The organism is Bradyrhizobium sp. NDS-1, assembly GCF_032918005.1.
GTDB classification, from domain to species: Bacteria; Pseudomonadota; Alphaproteobacteria; order Rhizobiales; family Xanthobacteraceae; genus Bradyrhizobium; species Bradyrhizobium tunisiense.
Map to the genome: position 1 here is coordinate 5857466 of NZ_CP136628.1, position 14277 is coordinate 5871742.

The 14277-nt window shown below is 63.8% G+C and carries 15 protein-coding genes; 5 read left to right on the forward strand and 10 right to left on the reverse strand.

Features of this window, described 5'->3' with window-relative positions; translation table 11 throughout:
• On the forward strand, window positions 1-1056 hold the full coding sequence (locus RX330_RS27280) for an ABC transporter substrate-binding protein (RefSeq protein ID WP_212081079.1): 1056 nt from the start codon (window positions 1-3) through the stop codon (window positions 1054-1056).
• Window positions 1057-1276: 220 nt separating this feature from the next.
• Here RX330_RS27280 and RX330_RS27285 read toward each other — a convergent pair whose 3' ends face one another.
• The 4 genes from RX330_RS27285 to RX330_RS27300 all read right to left on the reverse strand — a co-directional run bounded on the left by RX330_RS27285 (window position 1277) and on the right by RX330_RS27300 (window position 4701).
• Entirely contained in the window at window positions 1277-3037 is a 1761-nt protein-coding gene (locus RX330_RS27285) for a peroxidase family protein (protein ID WP_317240528.1), read from the reverse strand.
• Between the two features lie 46 nt (window positions 3038-3083).
• Window positions 3084-3356 (reverse strand): hypothetical protein, encoded by a 273-nt coding sequence (locus RX330_RS27290; RefSeq protein WP_212081078.1) that lies wholly within the window; start codon window positions 3354-3356, stop codon window positions 3084-3086.
• Between the two features lie 142 nt (window positions 3357-3498).
• Window positions 3499-4230: a cytochrome c biogenesis CcdA family protein gene (locus RX330_RS27295; RefSeq protein ID WP_212081077.1), complete on the reverse strand. Its 732-nt coding sequence runs from the start codon at window positions 4228-4230 to the stop codon at window positions 3499-3501.
• A 204-nt stretch (window positions 4231-4434) separates the two neighbouring features.
• Window positions 4435-4701 carry a hypothetical protein gene (locus RX330_RS27300; protein ID WP_212081076.1) on the reverse strand — a complete coding sequence of 89 codons (267 nt, stop codon included), beginning with the start codon at window positions 4699-4701 and terminating at the stop codon, window positions 4435-4437.
• Between the two features lie 483 nt (window positions 4702-5184).
• Here RX330_RS27300 and RX330_RS27305 point away from each other — a divergent pair, with 483 nt between their 5' ends.
• From RX330_RS27305 to RX330_RS27320, 4 genes are all read left to right on the forward strand, one after another.
• Window positions 5185-6234 carry a LysR family transcriptional regulator gene (locus RX330_RS27305; RefSeq protein WP_317240529.1) on the forward strand — a complete coding sequence of 350 codons (1050 nt, stop codon included), beginning with the start codon at window positions 5185-5187 and terminating at the stop codon, window positions 6232-6234.
• A gap of 29 nt (window positions 6235-6263) precedes the next feature.
• Window positions 6264-6635 carry a helix-turn-helix domain-containing protein gene (locus tag RX330_RS27310; RefSeq protein WP_020608151.1) on the forward strand — a complete coding sequence of 124 codons (372 nt, stop codon included), beginning with the start codon at window positions 6264-6266 and terminating at the stop codon, window positions 6633-6635.
• Window positions 6636-6910: 275 nt separating this feature from the next.
• A complete protein-coding gene (locus RX330_RS27315) occupies window positions 6911-7732 on the forward strand; it encodes an enoyl-CoA hydratase (RefSeq protein ID WP_317240530.1) in 822 nt (273 codons plus the stop codon).
• 104 nt (window positions 7733-7836) lie between these two features.
• Complete coding sequence (locus RX330_RS27320; RefSeq protein WP_212081073.1) at window positions 7837-8124, forward strand: hypothetical protein; 288 nt, start codon at window positions 7837-7839, stop codon at window positions 8122-8124.
• 34 nt (window positions 8125-8158) lie between these two features.
• On the opposite strand, the gene RX330_RS27325 is transcribed toward RX330_RS27320, so the two are convergent.
• The 6 genes from RX330_RS27325 to RX330_RS27350 form a co-directional block, all read right to left on the reverse strand.
• Entirely contained in the window at window positions 8159-9238 is a 1080-nt protein-coding gene (locus RX330_RS27325) for an isocitrate/isopropylmalate dehydrogenase family protein (RefSeq protein ID WP_212081072.1), read from the reverse strand.
• Between the two features lie 125 nt (window positions 9239-9363).
• The gene (locus RX330_RS27330) at window positions 9364-10431 is read right to left on the reverse strand and encodes an alcohol dehydrogenase (protein ID WP_212081071.1); all 1068 of its coding nucleotides are present in this window, start codon (window positions 10429-10431) and stop codon (window positions 9364-9366) included.
• 75 nt (window positions 10432-10506) lie between these two features.
• On the reverse strand, window positions 10507-11463 hold the full coding sequence (locus RX330_RS27335; RefSeq protein WP_375847660.1) for an ABC transporter ATP-binding protein: 957 nt from the start codon (window positions 11461-11463) through the stop codon (window positions 10507-10509).
• A gap of 11 nt (window positions 11464-11474) precedes the next feature.
• Complete coding sequence (locus RX330_RS27340; RefSeq protein ID WP_212081069.1) at window positions 11475-12467, reverse strand: ABC transporter ATP-binding protein; 993 nt, start codon at window positions 12465-12467, stop codon at window positions 11475-11477.
• Window positions 12464-13333 carry an ABC transporter permease gene (locus tag RX330_RS27345; RefSeq protein ID WP_317240531.1) on the reverse strand — a complete coding sequence of 290 codons (870 nt, stop codon included), beginning with the start codon at window positions 13331-13333 and terminating at the stop codon, window positions 12464-12466. Before RX330_RS27345 ends, RX330_RS27340 begins: the two co-directional genes overlap by 4 nt.
• Window positions 13320-14270: an ABC transporter permease gene (locus tag RX330_RS27350; protein ID WP_317240532.1), complete on the reverse strand. Its 951-nt coding sequence runs from the start codon at window positions 14268-14270 to the stop codon at window positions 13320-13322. The genes RX330_RS27345 and RX330_RS27350 overlap by 14 nt, the downstream gene beginning before the upstream one ends.
• Between the last annotated feature and the right edge of the window lie 7 nt (window positions 14271-14277).

Sequence of the window (14277 nt, forward strand, 5' to 3'; positions counted from 1 at the left end):
ATGAAACGGTTCGTGTTGCTTGGATTCGCGCTGCTCGCCGGCATGGTGCCGGCAAGCGCCCAGACCCCGACGAAACTCAAGGCCGGCATGGTCACCGGCATCGACCAGATCGGCCTGCCGATCGCCCTCGAGCGCGGCTTCTTCGAGAAGTACGGGCTCGACGTCACGATCGCGCGCCCCTACGCGACCGGCGTCGACGCGCTGAACGCATTGCAGGCCGGCGAGAGCGAGATCGTGCAGGTCGGCGTGCCCATGATCGGCGCCGTGCTGCGCGGCATGGACCTCGTCGCCCTCGGCAATTACAGCGGCAACGCCACAAAGGCCGGCTCCGACGCCACCATGGCGATCATCGCGCGCGAAGGTTCAGGCATCGTCAAGGGCGATCTGTCGACGCTGAAGGGCAAGAAGATCGCGGCCTCCTTCGGCACGATCAACCATCTCTACATCCTGGCGACGCTGGAGAAGGCAGGGCTGAAGCCCGACGACGTGACATTGGTCAACACGCCGCCGCCGGACATGACCGTCGCCCTGCTCGCCAAAGGCATCGATGCGTTCTCGGGCTGGGATCCCTGGCCGATCGTCGCCGGCAAGGACGTGCCGGGTGCCGTCGAGATCATCCGTGGCGGCGATGTGATCTCCTACATCGGCTTCAACGTCGCGCTCAGGCCCTGGGTGCAGGCCAATGGCGAGACCATCGAGAAATTCCTCGCGGCCGTCTCCGAGGCCGACCAATGGATGCGCAAGAACCCGAAACAGGCAGCGCAGGTTGCCACGCGCTGGATTCCGGGACTCAAACAGGACGTCGCCGAGACAGCGATGCAGTTCAACGTCCAGCAGGCCGACCGCCGGCTGTCGGCGAACAATTACCGCGCGCTCTGGAGCGCCGAGGACCGGCTCTCCCGCCTCGGCATCCTCAAATCGACCTTCGACGTCAATGCGCATATCGAGCCGAAGCACATTCTCAAGGTCATGAAGGACCGTCCCGAACTGTTCGCCGACCTGCCGCCGATCCCGGAGGCTGCGGCGATCTCGCCGGGCTACGTGTTCAAGCCTTGATCTGTTGCAAACCTCTGGACCGGCGCGCTCGGCGCGCCGGTCCAGTCGTTCGTCTACAACGCCGGAAACGTCTCCAGGCTCGCCTTCATCGCCGCAACCGGCGATCGCGAGCGTCTCAAGCGCGATGAGATTTGGATGAACCATCATCGCGCTTGAGGTTGTTGTTTACGCGTGATCTTTCCGGAAAATCGCTTCGCACTTTTCCGGATCATGCTTTGGTCTACACGGTCGAGATACCGTCGATCGGGCTGATATCGCCGACGAAGCGCAGCAAGTCCGCCATCGTGAATTCGCCTGGCACTTGCGACGGAAGTGTCGGCTTCCAGCTCTTGCCTTTGACCCAGAGATACGACTGGTGATCGCCATGGACGAGGCCGACGAAGACCTCGGCAAGCAGCGTCGCGCCAACCGGTCCGAGCCGTTCCCCGCCGCCCCGCTGCTCGGCCTCCTTGAGGATGTAGTACCAGAGCGGCGTATGCTGGTGCAGGCCATGCTTCCTCGCCACGGCACCGTCGCTCCCCTTCGAGATTTCTTCCGGCGTCAGCGGATTCTTGATCTTCATGGCCTTGGCAACGTCCTGCCCTGACGGCAATCCCAGCAACACGCCGCGCTTGAGGTTGCGGAACGGCAGGCTGCCGCCATCACCAGGCAGGGTATGCAGTTGCGGCACGACGAATGGGTCGATCTTGCGAGATGGATTGAGCGCCACACCCGGCGGATTGGCCGACAGGACCTGATAGAAGCGGCGCCAGTCGATGATCCAGTTGCTTGAAAGCACCGGAAGCGGAAGCGGCGGCTGAACCGGATTAGGTGCGAGATCTCCGATGATTCCTCCCGAAAGCCCCGTAAACCTGAACAGCAGGTCGAGAGTTGCAGGAATGCCGCCCGGCCCGGGCGTGAAGATCCTGTTGTGGCTATAGACCTGACGAACCATGCTGTGGCCGAAACGATAGACGGCCGCGGAAAACTCGACAGGCATATAAGGGATCTTCTTGAATCGATAGAAGCGCCGTCCCTGCTCTAGGATCTTGGCCACCAGCCCCTTCTCGGTGATCCGCTCCACGAAATCGTGCAGAACCATCCATTGATAGTGCCAGGTCACGATCTGGCGCGCTTCCTCGAATATCTCTCCCGGCGGCTTCCCTGACGCCGCGAGCCGATCGCAGACCTTGTTGTGAAATTTGAGCATCGCCAGATGGGTCTGCGCGACAAGCAAATTCTCATCGTTGCGATGGTCGCCGATCAGGGCAAACCCTTCGGGGCTGCGCGGAAGATCGTTACGATGATCACCCGTGATGCTATCGACGTTGACCGTTTTGCCGATCAGCAGCTTGGGCCCCGGTGTCTTGCCGTTGTCGGTGGCCGAGTTGCGCGCATACAAGTGGCGGCTTCCGTCGGGACCGAGACCATAGACGCAGTCGAGATCGAGCGCCGGCGTGCGAAAATTCTGCACGCCCATGGGATCGGCCTGCTTGTCGCCAAAGGAGGTCAGGTCAAGCGTGATGTCATGATCGACGAATTGGCCGAGATAGGTGAAACCCGCCGGGACGTTGAGATTGTTTCCCGCGGCGTCGCCGGGGGCGGGGTCCTTCATCGCGTCAGCGAGCTCACGCAGCGGACCGTCGTCGACAGCCAGCGGCTCCAAGGTCGGAAACATCCGGCCAAACATGCCCGGATCGTCGTGTCCGGAAAGCGTATCCAAAAATTGTCGCGTCGGTTGACGTCCGGCCTTGCCGTGACCGGGATGAACATTCACGTCGGTTCCCATCGCTTGCTCCTGCTCAAAATGCTGTAAGGGAGAGGGGCGCCGAATATGCCGATTGGTCTCAAATTCTCGTTTCAGTATACGTTCAGAAGAATTGCCCCTCAGGGTGCAGTAAAATGAAATATTACTACAGATTGCATTCTGTGGGTGGGTCCTACCGCGAGGCTTTTTGCCCCACCAGCCACACAGGCTTTTGATCGCCCGGAGCTTGAGCAAGAAAGACTAAGGCGCGATCAACGCGCCGGCTCGATCTCTCAGCGCTTCAGTGTTTGGCAGCGAACCGCGACCAGATCTCGGCGTCGGTGTAGAAGTCCACGCCGCCATCGAGATCTCTCACCAGCCACTCGCCGAGATAGACGATCTGAGTGCCGCTGCGCCGCTCGTGCCGAAGCTCGAATTTCCCGTCGGCATCCTTCTGCAACGAGCAATTCGACTGAACCCAGCTCGGCCATTCCTGCAACGGCTGTCCCAAAAATTGCCAGGCAACCAAAGCCGCGTTGTCCGACAGGGGTTCTAAGCGCAGTGTCTTGGTCACGTGATCTCCACCATGCGAGTTGTCCCCGTGCAACGCCTCGGGACCGGAAAGGTTTGGAATCGTCGTTCCGTGACAGCATGCCTGACGGGATTCAACGGTTCCTCTACTTTTCCGCCCGTGAAAACCCGGCCCCCCCTGCGCTCTATCCGATCGTCTGCAACGCCGGGAACGTCTCCAGCAGCCAGATGCTCACATTCGTGACTGCACCGGTGAGGAAGCCGATACCGGTGATGACCATCAAGACGCCCATGGCGCGCTCGACGTTGACGAGATGGCCTTTCATCCGCGCGAACAGCGCAGAAAACTGTTCGATCATCAGGGCCGCCAGCAGGAAGGGAATACCTAGGCCCAAGGAATAGACGGCGAGCAGACCTGCACCCTTGGTCACCGTCGCCTCGGCTGCGGCGATCGAAAGAATCGCCGCGAGGATCGGGCCGATGCAGGGGGTCCAGCCGAAGGCGAAGGCGAGGCCCATGATGTAGGCCCCCCAGAGCCCGACGGGCTTGGGGATAGGCAGCCGCCCCTCGCGCATCAGCAGGCCGATGCGCGTCAGGCCCAGGAAATGCAGGCCCATGACGATGATGACGAGGCCAGCGAGGATCGACAGCTCTGCCGACCAGGCCCGGATCAGCCCGCCGACCAGCGAGGCGCTGGCGCCGAGCGCGACGAACACAGTGGAGAAGCCGAGCACGAACAAGAGCGCCGACAACATGATCGCGCGCTTCGACGCCGCGGCCGGCTCGTCGCTCTCGACATGCTCGATCGTGGCGCCCGTGAGGTAGATCAGATAGGGCGGGACCAGCGGCAGGACGCAAGGCGAGAGGAAGCTGACGAGGCCGGCAATCAGCGCCGCCGGGATCGAAACATTTTGCATGATGCCGTCTGAGCCATCTCAGGCGCCGGTAGGCGCGCAGGATATGCGCCCGGCCGGAGCCGAACCGGCTCTGGTGTAGCCGATGCCGGAAAATGCGCAACAGAGGCGCACGAAACCAGGGCTCCTCCCGATGCCGTCTGTGATCACAGGTGCGGCATCGGGACGCGCACAAGTCTCGCCAAAAAGCGAGACTCGGCGGCGCGGCTACTTCACCACGCGGAGCAGCGGACGCCGGGGCTGGTCCTGCGTCTGCTTGGAAGGGGACGGCGGCTCGCTCGCAGCGCTCCGCAACATTTCGTCGCACAGTGCCTTGAGATCGGCACTGTCAATTCCTTTGAGCTTCATCCTGACGTCGAGGATGACGATGGACAGCAGCTCGGCCGATTCACGGCTCTCGCACGCGTTGAGCACCCTGCGGCACTCCTCGAGCGTTTTCAGCACCGACTGCAACTGTTCGTCTGAATGCGACACCGGCGTTCTTTCCGTTAATTCGGCCTGCGAGACGTGGTTGCGGCGCCCCCTTCGGCCCCCATGGTGTACCGAGGATAGCATGAGGCCGCGGCGCCTCCGAACCTGATTTCAAGCGGTTTCAGCCCAGGAACCGAGAGTCCAGCCAACACCGCTGCGCTGCGTAGTTGGCCATTGTCGAAGCGGTCCGGGAGCAAACGCCTGGCGTACTGTGATTGATCCGTCGAGGGAGACGGCGGTGCCTTTCGCGCAAAGTCATTCCTTGCGGACAGCGCCTGCAATCCCGCAGCCATTTGGCGGCTCGCAACGGAACTCACGCCACACCCCTCATCCGGGCAAACAATGCGCCCGATTCCCCAGCCTTGGCAGCACTCGGATACCACCCACGAGGTAGTAAGGATGACGTTCAAAACTCATCATCCCCCAACCCGCAGTGGTTGTGGTTTGCGCCAGATTCTGCCAGTTTAGCCGCCCGAAGGGAATTGTATGCACTCCTTAGCGGAAAGGGGCGTTCGTCAGGTGGAACGCCCAAAAGCAAATCTCAGCGGCCTCTCTGATTGGGATACGGCCCGCATATTTCTGGAAGTCGTCCGATGCGGAAGTTTCCGCTCGGCGGCCGAGCGCTTGTCGCTGTCGATCAACGCCGTGCGCCGGCGGATCGACGATTTCGAACGTCAAACCGGCACGACGCTGTTCACCCGCGACGTTCACGGGACCCATCTGACCGATGAAGGCGCGCTGGTGGTCTCCGCCGTCGAGCGCATGGAGGCTGCCACCTTCGATGTGCTGCGCGCCAGCGATTCGATGGCCAATGCTTTGTCCGGCGAGGTTCGGGTCGCCGTCACCGAGGGGCTCGGCACGTTCTGGCTCGCCCCGCGCCTGGTTGAATTCCAGCAGGCCTATCCGAAGATCCTGGTCGACCTGCATTGCGCGATGCGTTCGGCCGACGTCTCGCGTCACGAGGCCGACGTCGCCATCCATCTATCGCGTCCCTCGGCGCTCGACATCAAGCTGGTGCGGCTCGGCCGCATGCACCTGATGTTCTGGGCCTCCGAGAAATACATCGAAAAGCACGGCGCGCCGCGTTCGGCAGCGGAATTGATCAAGCATCGCCTGGTGCTGCAATTCGCAGATCAGCTCGCCGCCAAGGAATCCTTCGAGAGTTTCTTCCCGGGCGTTTCGGAACGTGACCTTCTGGTCATGAAGACCAACGTCTCGAGCGCCAACTATTGGGCGGTCGCAAATGGCGCCGGCATCGGCGTCTTCCCCAGCTACGCCATCGCGCTCGGCGGGAAATTGATTCCACTGGAGGTCGAGCTGAACCGGCCGCTGGATATCTGGTTGTCCTACCACCCCGGTAGCGGCCGTATTCCGCGCGTGCGGCACATGATTGACTGGCTGATCGAAGCTTTCAGTCCAGCTCGTTTCCCGTGGTTTAAGGAAGAGTTCGTGCATCCGCATGAATTCAAGGACTCCTATATGGGCGAACCCCTGACCCAGCTCTTCGGGGGATTTTCAACCGAAGAACAAAGGTGAGAACGAAGATGAAAGCAGCGGCGAAAAGAATGAAGCAGCGCAGTGCCGGCAAGCCGGACATTGAGCTTGGCAAGCGGATCCGCTTGCGGCGCGTCGAGATGAAGATCTCGCAGGCCGAGCTCGGCGAGAAGCTGGGCGTCAGCTTCCAGCAGGTGCAGAAATACGAGAAGGGCGTCAATCGCGTCGGCGCGGCTCGGCTTCAGCAGATCGCCTCCGCCCTCGATGTGCCCGTGACCTTCTTCTACGACGGCGACAACAAGGCCCGCGAAGTCGAGAGCCTGCTGTTCCTCGATAGCGCCTTCAGCCTCCGCCTGCTGCGCGCCTACAGCAAGATCAAGGACCAGACGGTGCAGCGTCAGCTCGTCTCGCTGATGGAATCGATCGCGGCGAACGAAAGCTGAGACCGATCGACGGTCTGCATTTGCCGCCGACCTTCAATCCGCCGCGTCACCGGGGCGCGGCGGGATTGAACGAGACCGGACGGCATACGGCTCGCGCGCTTGCGCGCGGCCTTTCCGGGGGCGGTTCGACCGTCCCTTTTTCCTTGCGGCACGATCCGAGGACCACGCGCCATGCGATCCCGGAACAGGCGGATGCAGACTCGCGCGCCCTGCCCCGGTTGACCCCGCTGGCGCCCGCGCAGCACATTGTCCCTCGCACATGACGAGCGAGCGCGATGTCCGACATCTTCAGCACGACCGAAACGCCTTACGCCGACGGCAAGATCCTCAGGCACGCAGCCGGTGGCGTCGGGGTGATCACCTTCAACAATCCCGACAAGCGCAACGCGATGTCGCTGGAGATGTGGGAGGGATTTGGCGAGGCGCTGACGGCCTTGCGCGACGACGAGACCGTGCGCGTCCTGATCCTGCGCGGCGCCGGCGGCAAGGCGTTCGTATCAGGGGCCGATATCAGCCAGTTCGAGAAGACGCGCCATAACGCAGCGGCGTCCGAGGAATACGCCAAGCGCAGCGCGGCACAGCGCGCGCTGCTCGCCGACTTTCCCTTACCGACCATCGCCTGCATCGAGGGCTTTTGCCTCGGCGGCGGCATGCAAGTCGCGGTGCTCGCCGACATCCGCCTCGCCGCACACGGCAGCCAGTTCGGGATTCCCGCGGCCAGGCTCGGCATCGCCTATGGCTATGACGGTCTGAAGCATCTGGTGTCGCTGGTCGGCCCGTCCTGGGCGCGCCTCTTGATGTACACGGGCATGCGGATCGATTCCGCAGAGGCACTGCGCATCGGTCTCGTCGAGCGCGTGTTTCCGGAGGGCGAGCTCTGGGGAGAGACCATGACGATCGCGAAGGCCATCTCCGAGAACGCTCCGCTCGCAATCAAGGCCGCCAGGATCACCATCGCGCAGGTGCTGAAGGACGAAAGCCAGCGTGACATGGAGGCGATCAAGGCGATCGGCCATGCCTGCATGGACAGCGCGGATTTCCGCGAGGGTCGCCGAGCCTTCATGGAGAAGCGCCGACCCAAATTTCAGGGGCGCTGAGTCTGAACCTTCATTCAGGAAGATTAAATCCGCGCGCGGCCGCAGCTCGGTAGCAACCAGTTGATCTGTTGGAAGTTCTCCCGCCACCAACGAGGGAGATTGCGATGAAATTCAAACTTGCTTTTCTTGGTCTGGCCGCCTTGGGCGGTGCAGCGCTCGCCTCGGGCTCGGCATTCGCGGCAATGCCGAACGGCATTCCACAAGCGGACCGAATCGCGAGCGGCCCGGCCGCTGACGTCGATCAAGTACGCTGGGTCTGCAACCCCTGGGGTCGTTGTTTCTGGCGCCCGAGCTATTACGGCGCCTACGGCTATTATGGCGGCCCGCGACGATTCTACGGACCCCGTCCTTGGGGGTGGGGTCATCGCCACCACCACTGGCGCCGCTGGTGAACGACAAAGGGGCCGCGAGGCCCCTTTTCCTTGATTACACCGCCGCGAGCACAGCTTTCGTGATGTCGGCGGTGCCGTTGCTGCCGCCAAACTCCATTGGCTTGATGCCGCCTGCATAGATCTGATCCACCGCACGCTCGATCGTCTCGCCGGCTTCGGCCGCGCTCTCGATGCCATGCTTGTCGGCGAGCCAGTCGAGCATCATCGCCGCCGACAGGATCATGCCGGTGGGATTGGCCTTGCCCTGCCCCATGATATCGGGCGCGGTGCCGTGACAGGGTTGGAACACGGCGTATTTGTCGCCGATGTCGGCCGACGGCGCCATGCCGAGGCCGCCGATCAGGCTCGCGGTGATGTCGGAGACGATATCGCCGAACATGTTCTCCATCACCATGACGTCGAAATCCCAGGGCCGCTTCACCAGCATTGCCGAGCAGGCATCGACATAGAGACGATCGGTCTTCACCTCCGGATGCTTCTTGGCGATCTCGTCGAAAATGCCGCGGAAGAAGGCAAAGGCCTTGAACACGTTGGCCTTGTCGACGCAGGCGAGCGCCCCCGGCTTGCCGCGCGCCTTGCGCCGCTCGGCGAGGCGAAACGAAAACTCGAACAGGCGCTCGGACGTCTTGCGCGTGATCACCATGGTTTCACGCGCGTCCTCATGGGTGACGACACCCTTGCCCATCGAAGCGAACAGGCCCTCGGTGGATTCGCGGATCACGACGAGATCGATGCCGCGCTGGTCGGCACCGACGATCGGGCTCGGCACGCCGGGAATGAGACGCGCGGGCCGCACGCCGGCATAGAGATCGAAGATGAAACGCAGCTCGATCTGCGGCGCGATCTCGGTATTGTCGGGGTAGCGCACCGACGGCAGACCGCAAGCTCCGAGAAGTATGGCGTCCGCCTCCTCGCACAGCTTGATCGTGGTATCAGGCATCGACTTGCCGGTCGCGAGATAGTTGTTGGCGCCGGCCGGAGCCTCGGTGAAGCGAAAACGCAAATCTGATTTCTGCTCGATCTTGCGCAGCACCTCGATGGCCGGCGCCATGACTTCGGGACCGATGCCGTCACCGGCGAGCACGGCAATATGGAAGGCGTTGTTTGCGGACATGGGTTTCCTGCGCGTAGGACGAAGACGGTCGTCATTGCGAGGAGCGAAGCGACGAAGCAATCCAGATTGTTTCCGATGAGGAATTCTGGATTGCTTCGCTCGCAATGACGGAAGAGAGAGCGAGATTACGGCGTCAGCACCGTTCGGCCGACCACCGCGCCCTGCTGCAATTGCACCAGGGCGTCATTGGCCTTGCTGAGCGGTGCCGTCGTCACCGGGATCGGCGGCACTTTCTTCGTTCGCACGAGATCGAGCAGCTCCTGCGTCTCACGCAGATTGCCGACATAGCTGCCCTGAATCGTAATGGCCTTGATCGGAATCAGTGGCAGCGCCCAGGTCGCGCCGCCCCCGAACAGGCCGACGATGACCAGCTTGCCGCCCTTGGTGAGGCAATCGAAACCGAGCTGTGTCGTCGCGGCGTTGCCGACGAGATCGATCACGGCGCGAATCGGCCCGCCTGCCTTCTTCGCAAGCTGCTCCAGCGCATCCGGGGCCTTGGGATCGACGGTGGCGAGCGCGCCGGCCTTCTCCGCCGCCTCGCGCTTTCTGGCATCGATGTCGACCATGATGGCGCCCTTGCCGCCCATCGCCTTCAGGAGCGACAGCGCCATCAGGCCGAGACCGCCGGCACCGAACATCACGATCGGCGTGTCGAAATGCTGTTCGACCTTCTTCAGCGCGCTGTAGGTGGTGACGCCAGAGCAGGCATAGGGCGCGGTCGTCGCCGGGTCGAGGCCCTTCAGATTGAGCAAATAGCGCGGATGCGGCACCAGCATGTGATCGGAATAGCCGCCGTCGCAATAGACGCCGAGCGAGCGCGGCGTCAGGCACATGTTCTCGTCACCCGCCAGACACGTGGCGCACTTGCCGCAGCCGATCCAGGGATAGACGAGGCCGACATCGCCAGGCTTCAGGTCGCCCTGGTCGGTCGGCTTCACGTCCGGACCGAACGCCAGGATTTCACCGACGGTCTCATGGCCCATGGTCAGCGGCAGGTTGATGCCGCGGTCCTTCAGCGACAGCGGTTTGCGGCCATGGCCGAGATCGTAGCCGCCTTCCCAGATGTGGAGATCACTGTGGCAGACTCCGGCCGCCTTCACCTTAATCAGCACCTGCGTGCCCGACGGTTGCGGCGTCGCCTCGTCGAACTCCTGTAGCGGCGCCTTGAAATCGGCAACCTTGAAACTCTTCATCGGCGTCCTCCCGCATGGTTCTTGTTGTCGCGCCACCATGCCACGGCCGGCGAGGCGAGACAAACCGGTCTTAGTTCAGGCCAGCGGATGGTGGCAAGCCGCGAACTGGCCGGGTACGACCTCGCGCAACTCCGGTATCTCCGCGCTGCATTGCTGATCGGCGCGCGGACAGCGGGTGCGGAAGCGGCAGCCGGACGGCGGCGCAATCGGCGATGGTGGCTCGCCGGCCGCCACACTCTCGGCGGGACGCACATCCGGATCGGGCACCGGGATCGCCTGCAGGAGCAGCCCGGTATAGGGATGCGCCGGCCTTGCAAACAATTGCTCCGAGGGCCCGACCTCGCAGAGTCGGCCGAGATACATCACCGCGACCCGGTCGCTGACTGCTTTGACGACGGCGAGATCATGCGCGATGAACAGCAGCGTCAGACCGAAGCGCGCCTTCATCTCTTCCAGCAGATTGAGGATCTGCGCGCGGATGGAGACGTCGAGCGCCGACACCGGCTCGTCGCAGACGATGAACTCGGGATTGAGCACCAGCGCGCGCGCGATGCAGATGCGTTGGCATTGCCCGCCGGAGAATTCATGCGGCAGGCGGCCCGCGACGAGATCGGGGTCGAGCCCGACCGCGGAGAGCACCTCGTGAACGCGTCGTCTGCGCTCGGCAGTATCCTTGACGCCGGCGATGATCAGCGGCTCGGCGACGATGTCGCCGATACGCCGGCGCGGATTGAGTGAGGCGATCGGATCCTGGAAGATCAGCTGCACGCGCCGGCGCATCCTGCGCAGCGCCTCGCCCTGCATTGCCGTCAGATCCTCGCCGTCGAACATGACCCGGCCGGAATTGGCGCGGCGCAGTTGCAGGACCGCGCGCCCCAGTGTCGACTTGCCGCAGCCGGATTCGCCGACCAATCCCAGCGTCTCGCCGCGCGCGACCTGGAGGCTGACGCCGGAGACGGCATGCACGGTCTTGTTGCCGAGGCCATATTCGACCACGAGATTGTCGACGTTCAGCAGCGGCTCAGGACGCACGGCAAGTTGCATCATGCGCCGATCCCCTCGGCCATCCGGATCGGATGGAAGCAGGCATAGAGATGATCAGGCATCTCGGCGCCCCTCAGCTCCGGCTTGGCCTCGTGGCAGCGTCCCGACGCATAGCGGCAGCGCGGCGCAAACGAGCAGCCCTTCAGGGGCCGCGTCGGATCGGGCGGACGGCCGGAGATCGCCGGCAGCGGCGTATGCGGCGCGGCCTCGAGCTTGGGGATCGCCGCCAGCAGCGCCTCGGTGTAGGGCATGTGCATGCGCTTGAACAATGCCGACGTCGGCGCCCGCTCCACCACCCTGCCCGCATACATCACCGCGACCTCGTCGGCGCGGCCGGCGACGACGCCGAGATCGTGGGTGATGATGATCATCGCCATGTGGCGGCGGCGCTGCTCGCGCGCCAGCAGATCGAGGATCTGCGCCTGGATGGTGACGTCGAGCGCCGTGGTCGGCTCGTCCGCGATCAGCAGCTTCGGCTCGCACGACAGCGCGATCGCGATGGCGATGCGTTGGCGCATGCCGCCGGAACATTGATGCGGATATTGCACCAGCCGCTGCTCCGGCGCCGGAATGCCGACGGCCGCCAGCAGCTCGACGCTGCGCTTCTTCGCCGCCGGGGCATCCAGCTCGAGATGCTCCTGGATCGTCTCAATCAGCTGGGTGCCGATGGTGAGCACCGGGTTGAGGGAAGTCATGGGATCTTGGAACACGACTGCGAGATCGCGCCCGCGCAAGCGCCGCAGGCGTTCCGCATCGAGCTGCACCAGATCCTGGCCATCGAACATCACACGTCCGGTGAGTTTTGCCTTTTTCGGCAGCAGCTGAAGCACCGCGCGCGACAGCATCGTCTTGCCGCAACCGGATTCGCCGACGATGCCGAGCGTGCGGCCCGCGTCCAGCGAGAGATCGACATGATCGACGGCGCGCAAATTGCCGCGCGGCGTCGGCAGCTCGACCGCGACGTCCTCGATGGTCAACAGCGCGGTGTTCACAGCGCCCCCTGCCGCGGGTCGGTCAGCGCCCGCAAGGTGTCGCCGACGAGGTTGAAGGCCAGCACGGTCAGGAACAGTCCCGCCGCCGGCAGGAAGGCGAGCCGCGGCGCGATGTCGAGGCTCTCGCGTCCCTCGCCGATCATGCTGCCCCAGCTGGCCATCGGCGGCGGCACGCCCAGACCGAGGAACGACAACGCGCCTTCGACGACGATGGTGACGGCAACGCCGAGCAGGAAGAAGGCGAGCAGCGGCAGGATCACGTTCGGCAGCAGCTCGCGCAGGATGATGCGGGCATGGCTGGCGCCGAGCGCCTCGGCAGCGATCACGAATTCGCGCCGCGCCAGCGTCAGCGTCGCCGCGCGCGCCACGCGCATGAAGGCGGGAATGCCGAGCACGCCGAGGATCAGGGTGAGATTCTGAACGGATTGGCCGAGATAGGCGGTCACCGCGAGCGCGAAGATCAGCGGCGGAAAAGCCAGCAGCACGTCCATGCCGCCGACCACCAACGTCTCGAACCGGCCGCGAAAATAGCCGGCAAAGAGACCGAGGGCGCCGCCGAAAACGAGGCTGATCATCGGCGCGATCAGCCCGACCGTCAGGGAGACGCGCGCGCCGAAGATCAGGCGAGCGAGCTCGTCCCGCCCGAGCCCGTCGGTGCCGAGCCAGTGCTCTCCAGAGAACGCCGCGCGGCGCTCCAGCATGTCCATATCGGTCGGATTCTGCAGCGGCAGCACCGGCGCGAGGATTGCGAGCGTGAGGATGATCGCAAGCCAGCCGCTCGCGAGCCAGAACAGGACGCCGAGCTTGCGCCGGCGAACGGGCGCCGGCACGGCTTCGTCTTGAAGTGACAGCTCAAGCGTGGCCATGGCGGATCCTGGGGTCGAGCACGGCGTAGAGCATGTCGACGATGAAGTTCACGATGACGAAGCCGCAGGCGACCAGCAGCACCACGCCCTGGAGGATGATGAGGTCGCGGGTGTAGATCGCGCCGACCAGCAGCCGGCCGAGTCCCGGCAGCGCGAAGATCGATTCCACGATCAGCGTCCCGCCGAGCAATCGGCCGATATTGATACCCGTCACGGTCACGAGGGTCAGCGACGATGGCTTGAGGGCGTGCACGAACAGGATGCGCGCCGGCTTGAGGCCTTTCGCCTTGGCGAGCGCGATATAGTCCTCCTGCAAAGTCGCGATCATGTCGGAGCGCAGCACCCGCATGATGCCCGGCCATTCCGCCAGCGCCAATGTCAGCGCCGGCAGCACGAAGAAGCGCAGATTGGCGAGCGGCGCCTCGGTGAACGGCACATAGCCGGTCGCCGGCAGCCAGCGCAGCTCGACCGCGAACAGATAGATCAGGAGGATCGCGGTCAGGAAAGACGGCATCGACAGCATGGCGAAGGCGCTGCCGGTCATGAAGCGATCGAACGCGCCGCCGGCGCGCGCGGCGCAGGCGATCGCGAGCGGCACCCCGATCAGGAGCCCGATGAACTCGGCCATGAGCATCAGTTGAAGCGAGACCGGGAAGCGTTCGGATACCGCCTCCAGCACAGTCTGCCCGGTGCGAAAGGAACGGCCGAGATCGCCTTGCAGGACGTGACCGAGCCAGCTCAGATAGCGCCACCAGAGCGGCTGATCGAGCCCCATGTCATGGCGCAGTGCCGCGACATTCTCCGGCGTTGCCTGATCGCCGAGGATGACGAGCGCCAGATCACCCGGCAACAGCGAGGCGATCAGGAAGGTCAGCAGGGACACGGCGAGCAGAACCGGCAGCATGGCAAGCAGCCGCCGAACGACGAAGTTCAGCATCGCGCGT

Excerpts from the sequence above, each read along its gene's own strand:
- RX330_RS27280 (WP_212081079.1), top strand. The coding sequence starts at position 1 with ATGAAACGGTTCGTGTTGCTTGGATTCGCGCTGCTCGCCGGCATGGTG.
- RX330_RS27295 (WP_212081077.1), bottom strand. The coding sequence starts at position 4,230 with ATGCAAAATGTTTCGATCCCGGCGGCGCTGATTGCCGGCCTCGTCAGC.
- RX330_RS27305 (WP_317240529.1), top strand. The coding sequence starts at position 5,185 with ATGCACTCCTTAGCGGAAAGGGGCGTTCGTCAGGTGGAACGCCCAAAA.
- RX330_RS27310 (WP_020608151.1), top strand. The coding sequence starts at position 6,264 with ATGAAGCAGCGCAGTGCCGGCAAGCCGGACATTGAGCTTGGCAAGCGG.
- RX330_RS27315 (WP_317240530.1), top strand. The coding sequence starts at position 6,911 with ATGTCCGACATCTTCAGCACGACCGAAACGCCTTACGCCGACGGCAAG.
- RX330_RS27320 (WP_212081073.1), top strand. The coding sequence starts at position 7,837 with ATGAAATTCAAACTTGCTTTTCTTGGTCTGGCCGCCTTGGGCGGTGCA.
- RX330_RS27325 (WP_212081072.1), bottom strand. The coding sequence starts at position 9,238 with ATGTCCGCAAACAACGCCTTCCATATTGCCGTGCTCGCCGGTGACGGC.
- RX330_RS27330 (WP_212081071.1), bottom strand. The coding sequence starts at position 10,431 with ATGAAGAGTTTCAAGGTTGCCGATTTCAAGGCGCCGCTACAGGAGTTC.
- RX330_RS27345 (WP_317240531.1), bottom strand. The coding sequence starts at position 13,333 with ATGGCCACGCTTGAGCTGTCACTTCAAGACGAAGCCGTGCCGGCGCCC.
- RX330_RS27350 (WP_317240532.1), bottom strand. The coding sequence starts at position 14,270 with ATGCTGAACTTCGTCGTTCGGCGGCTGCTTGCCATGCTGCCGGTTCTG.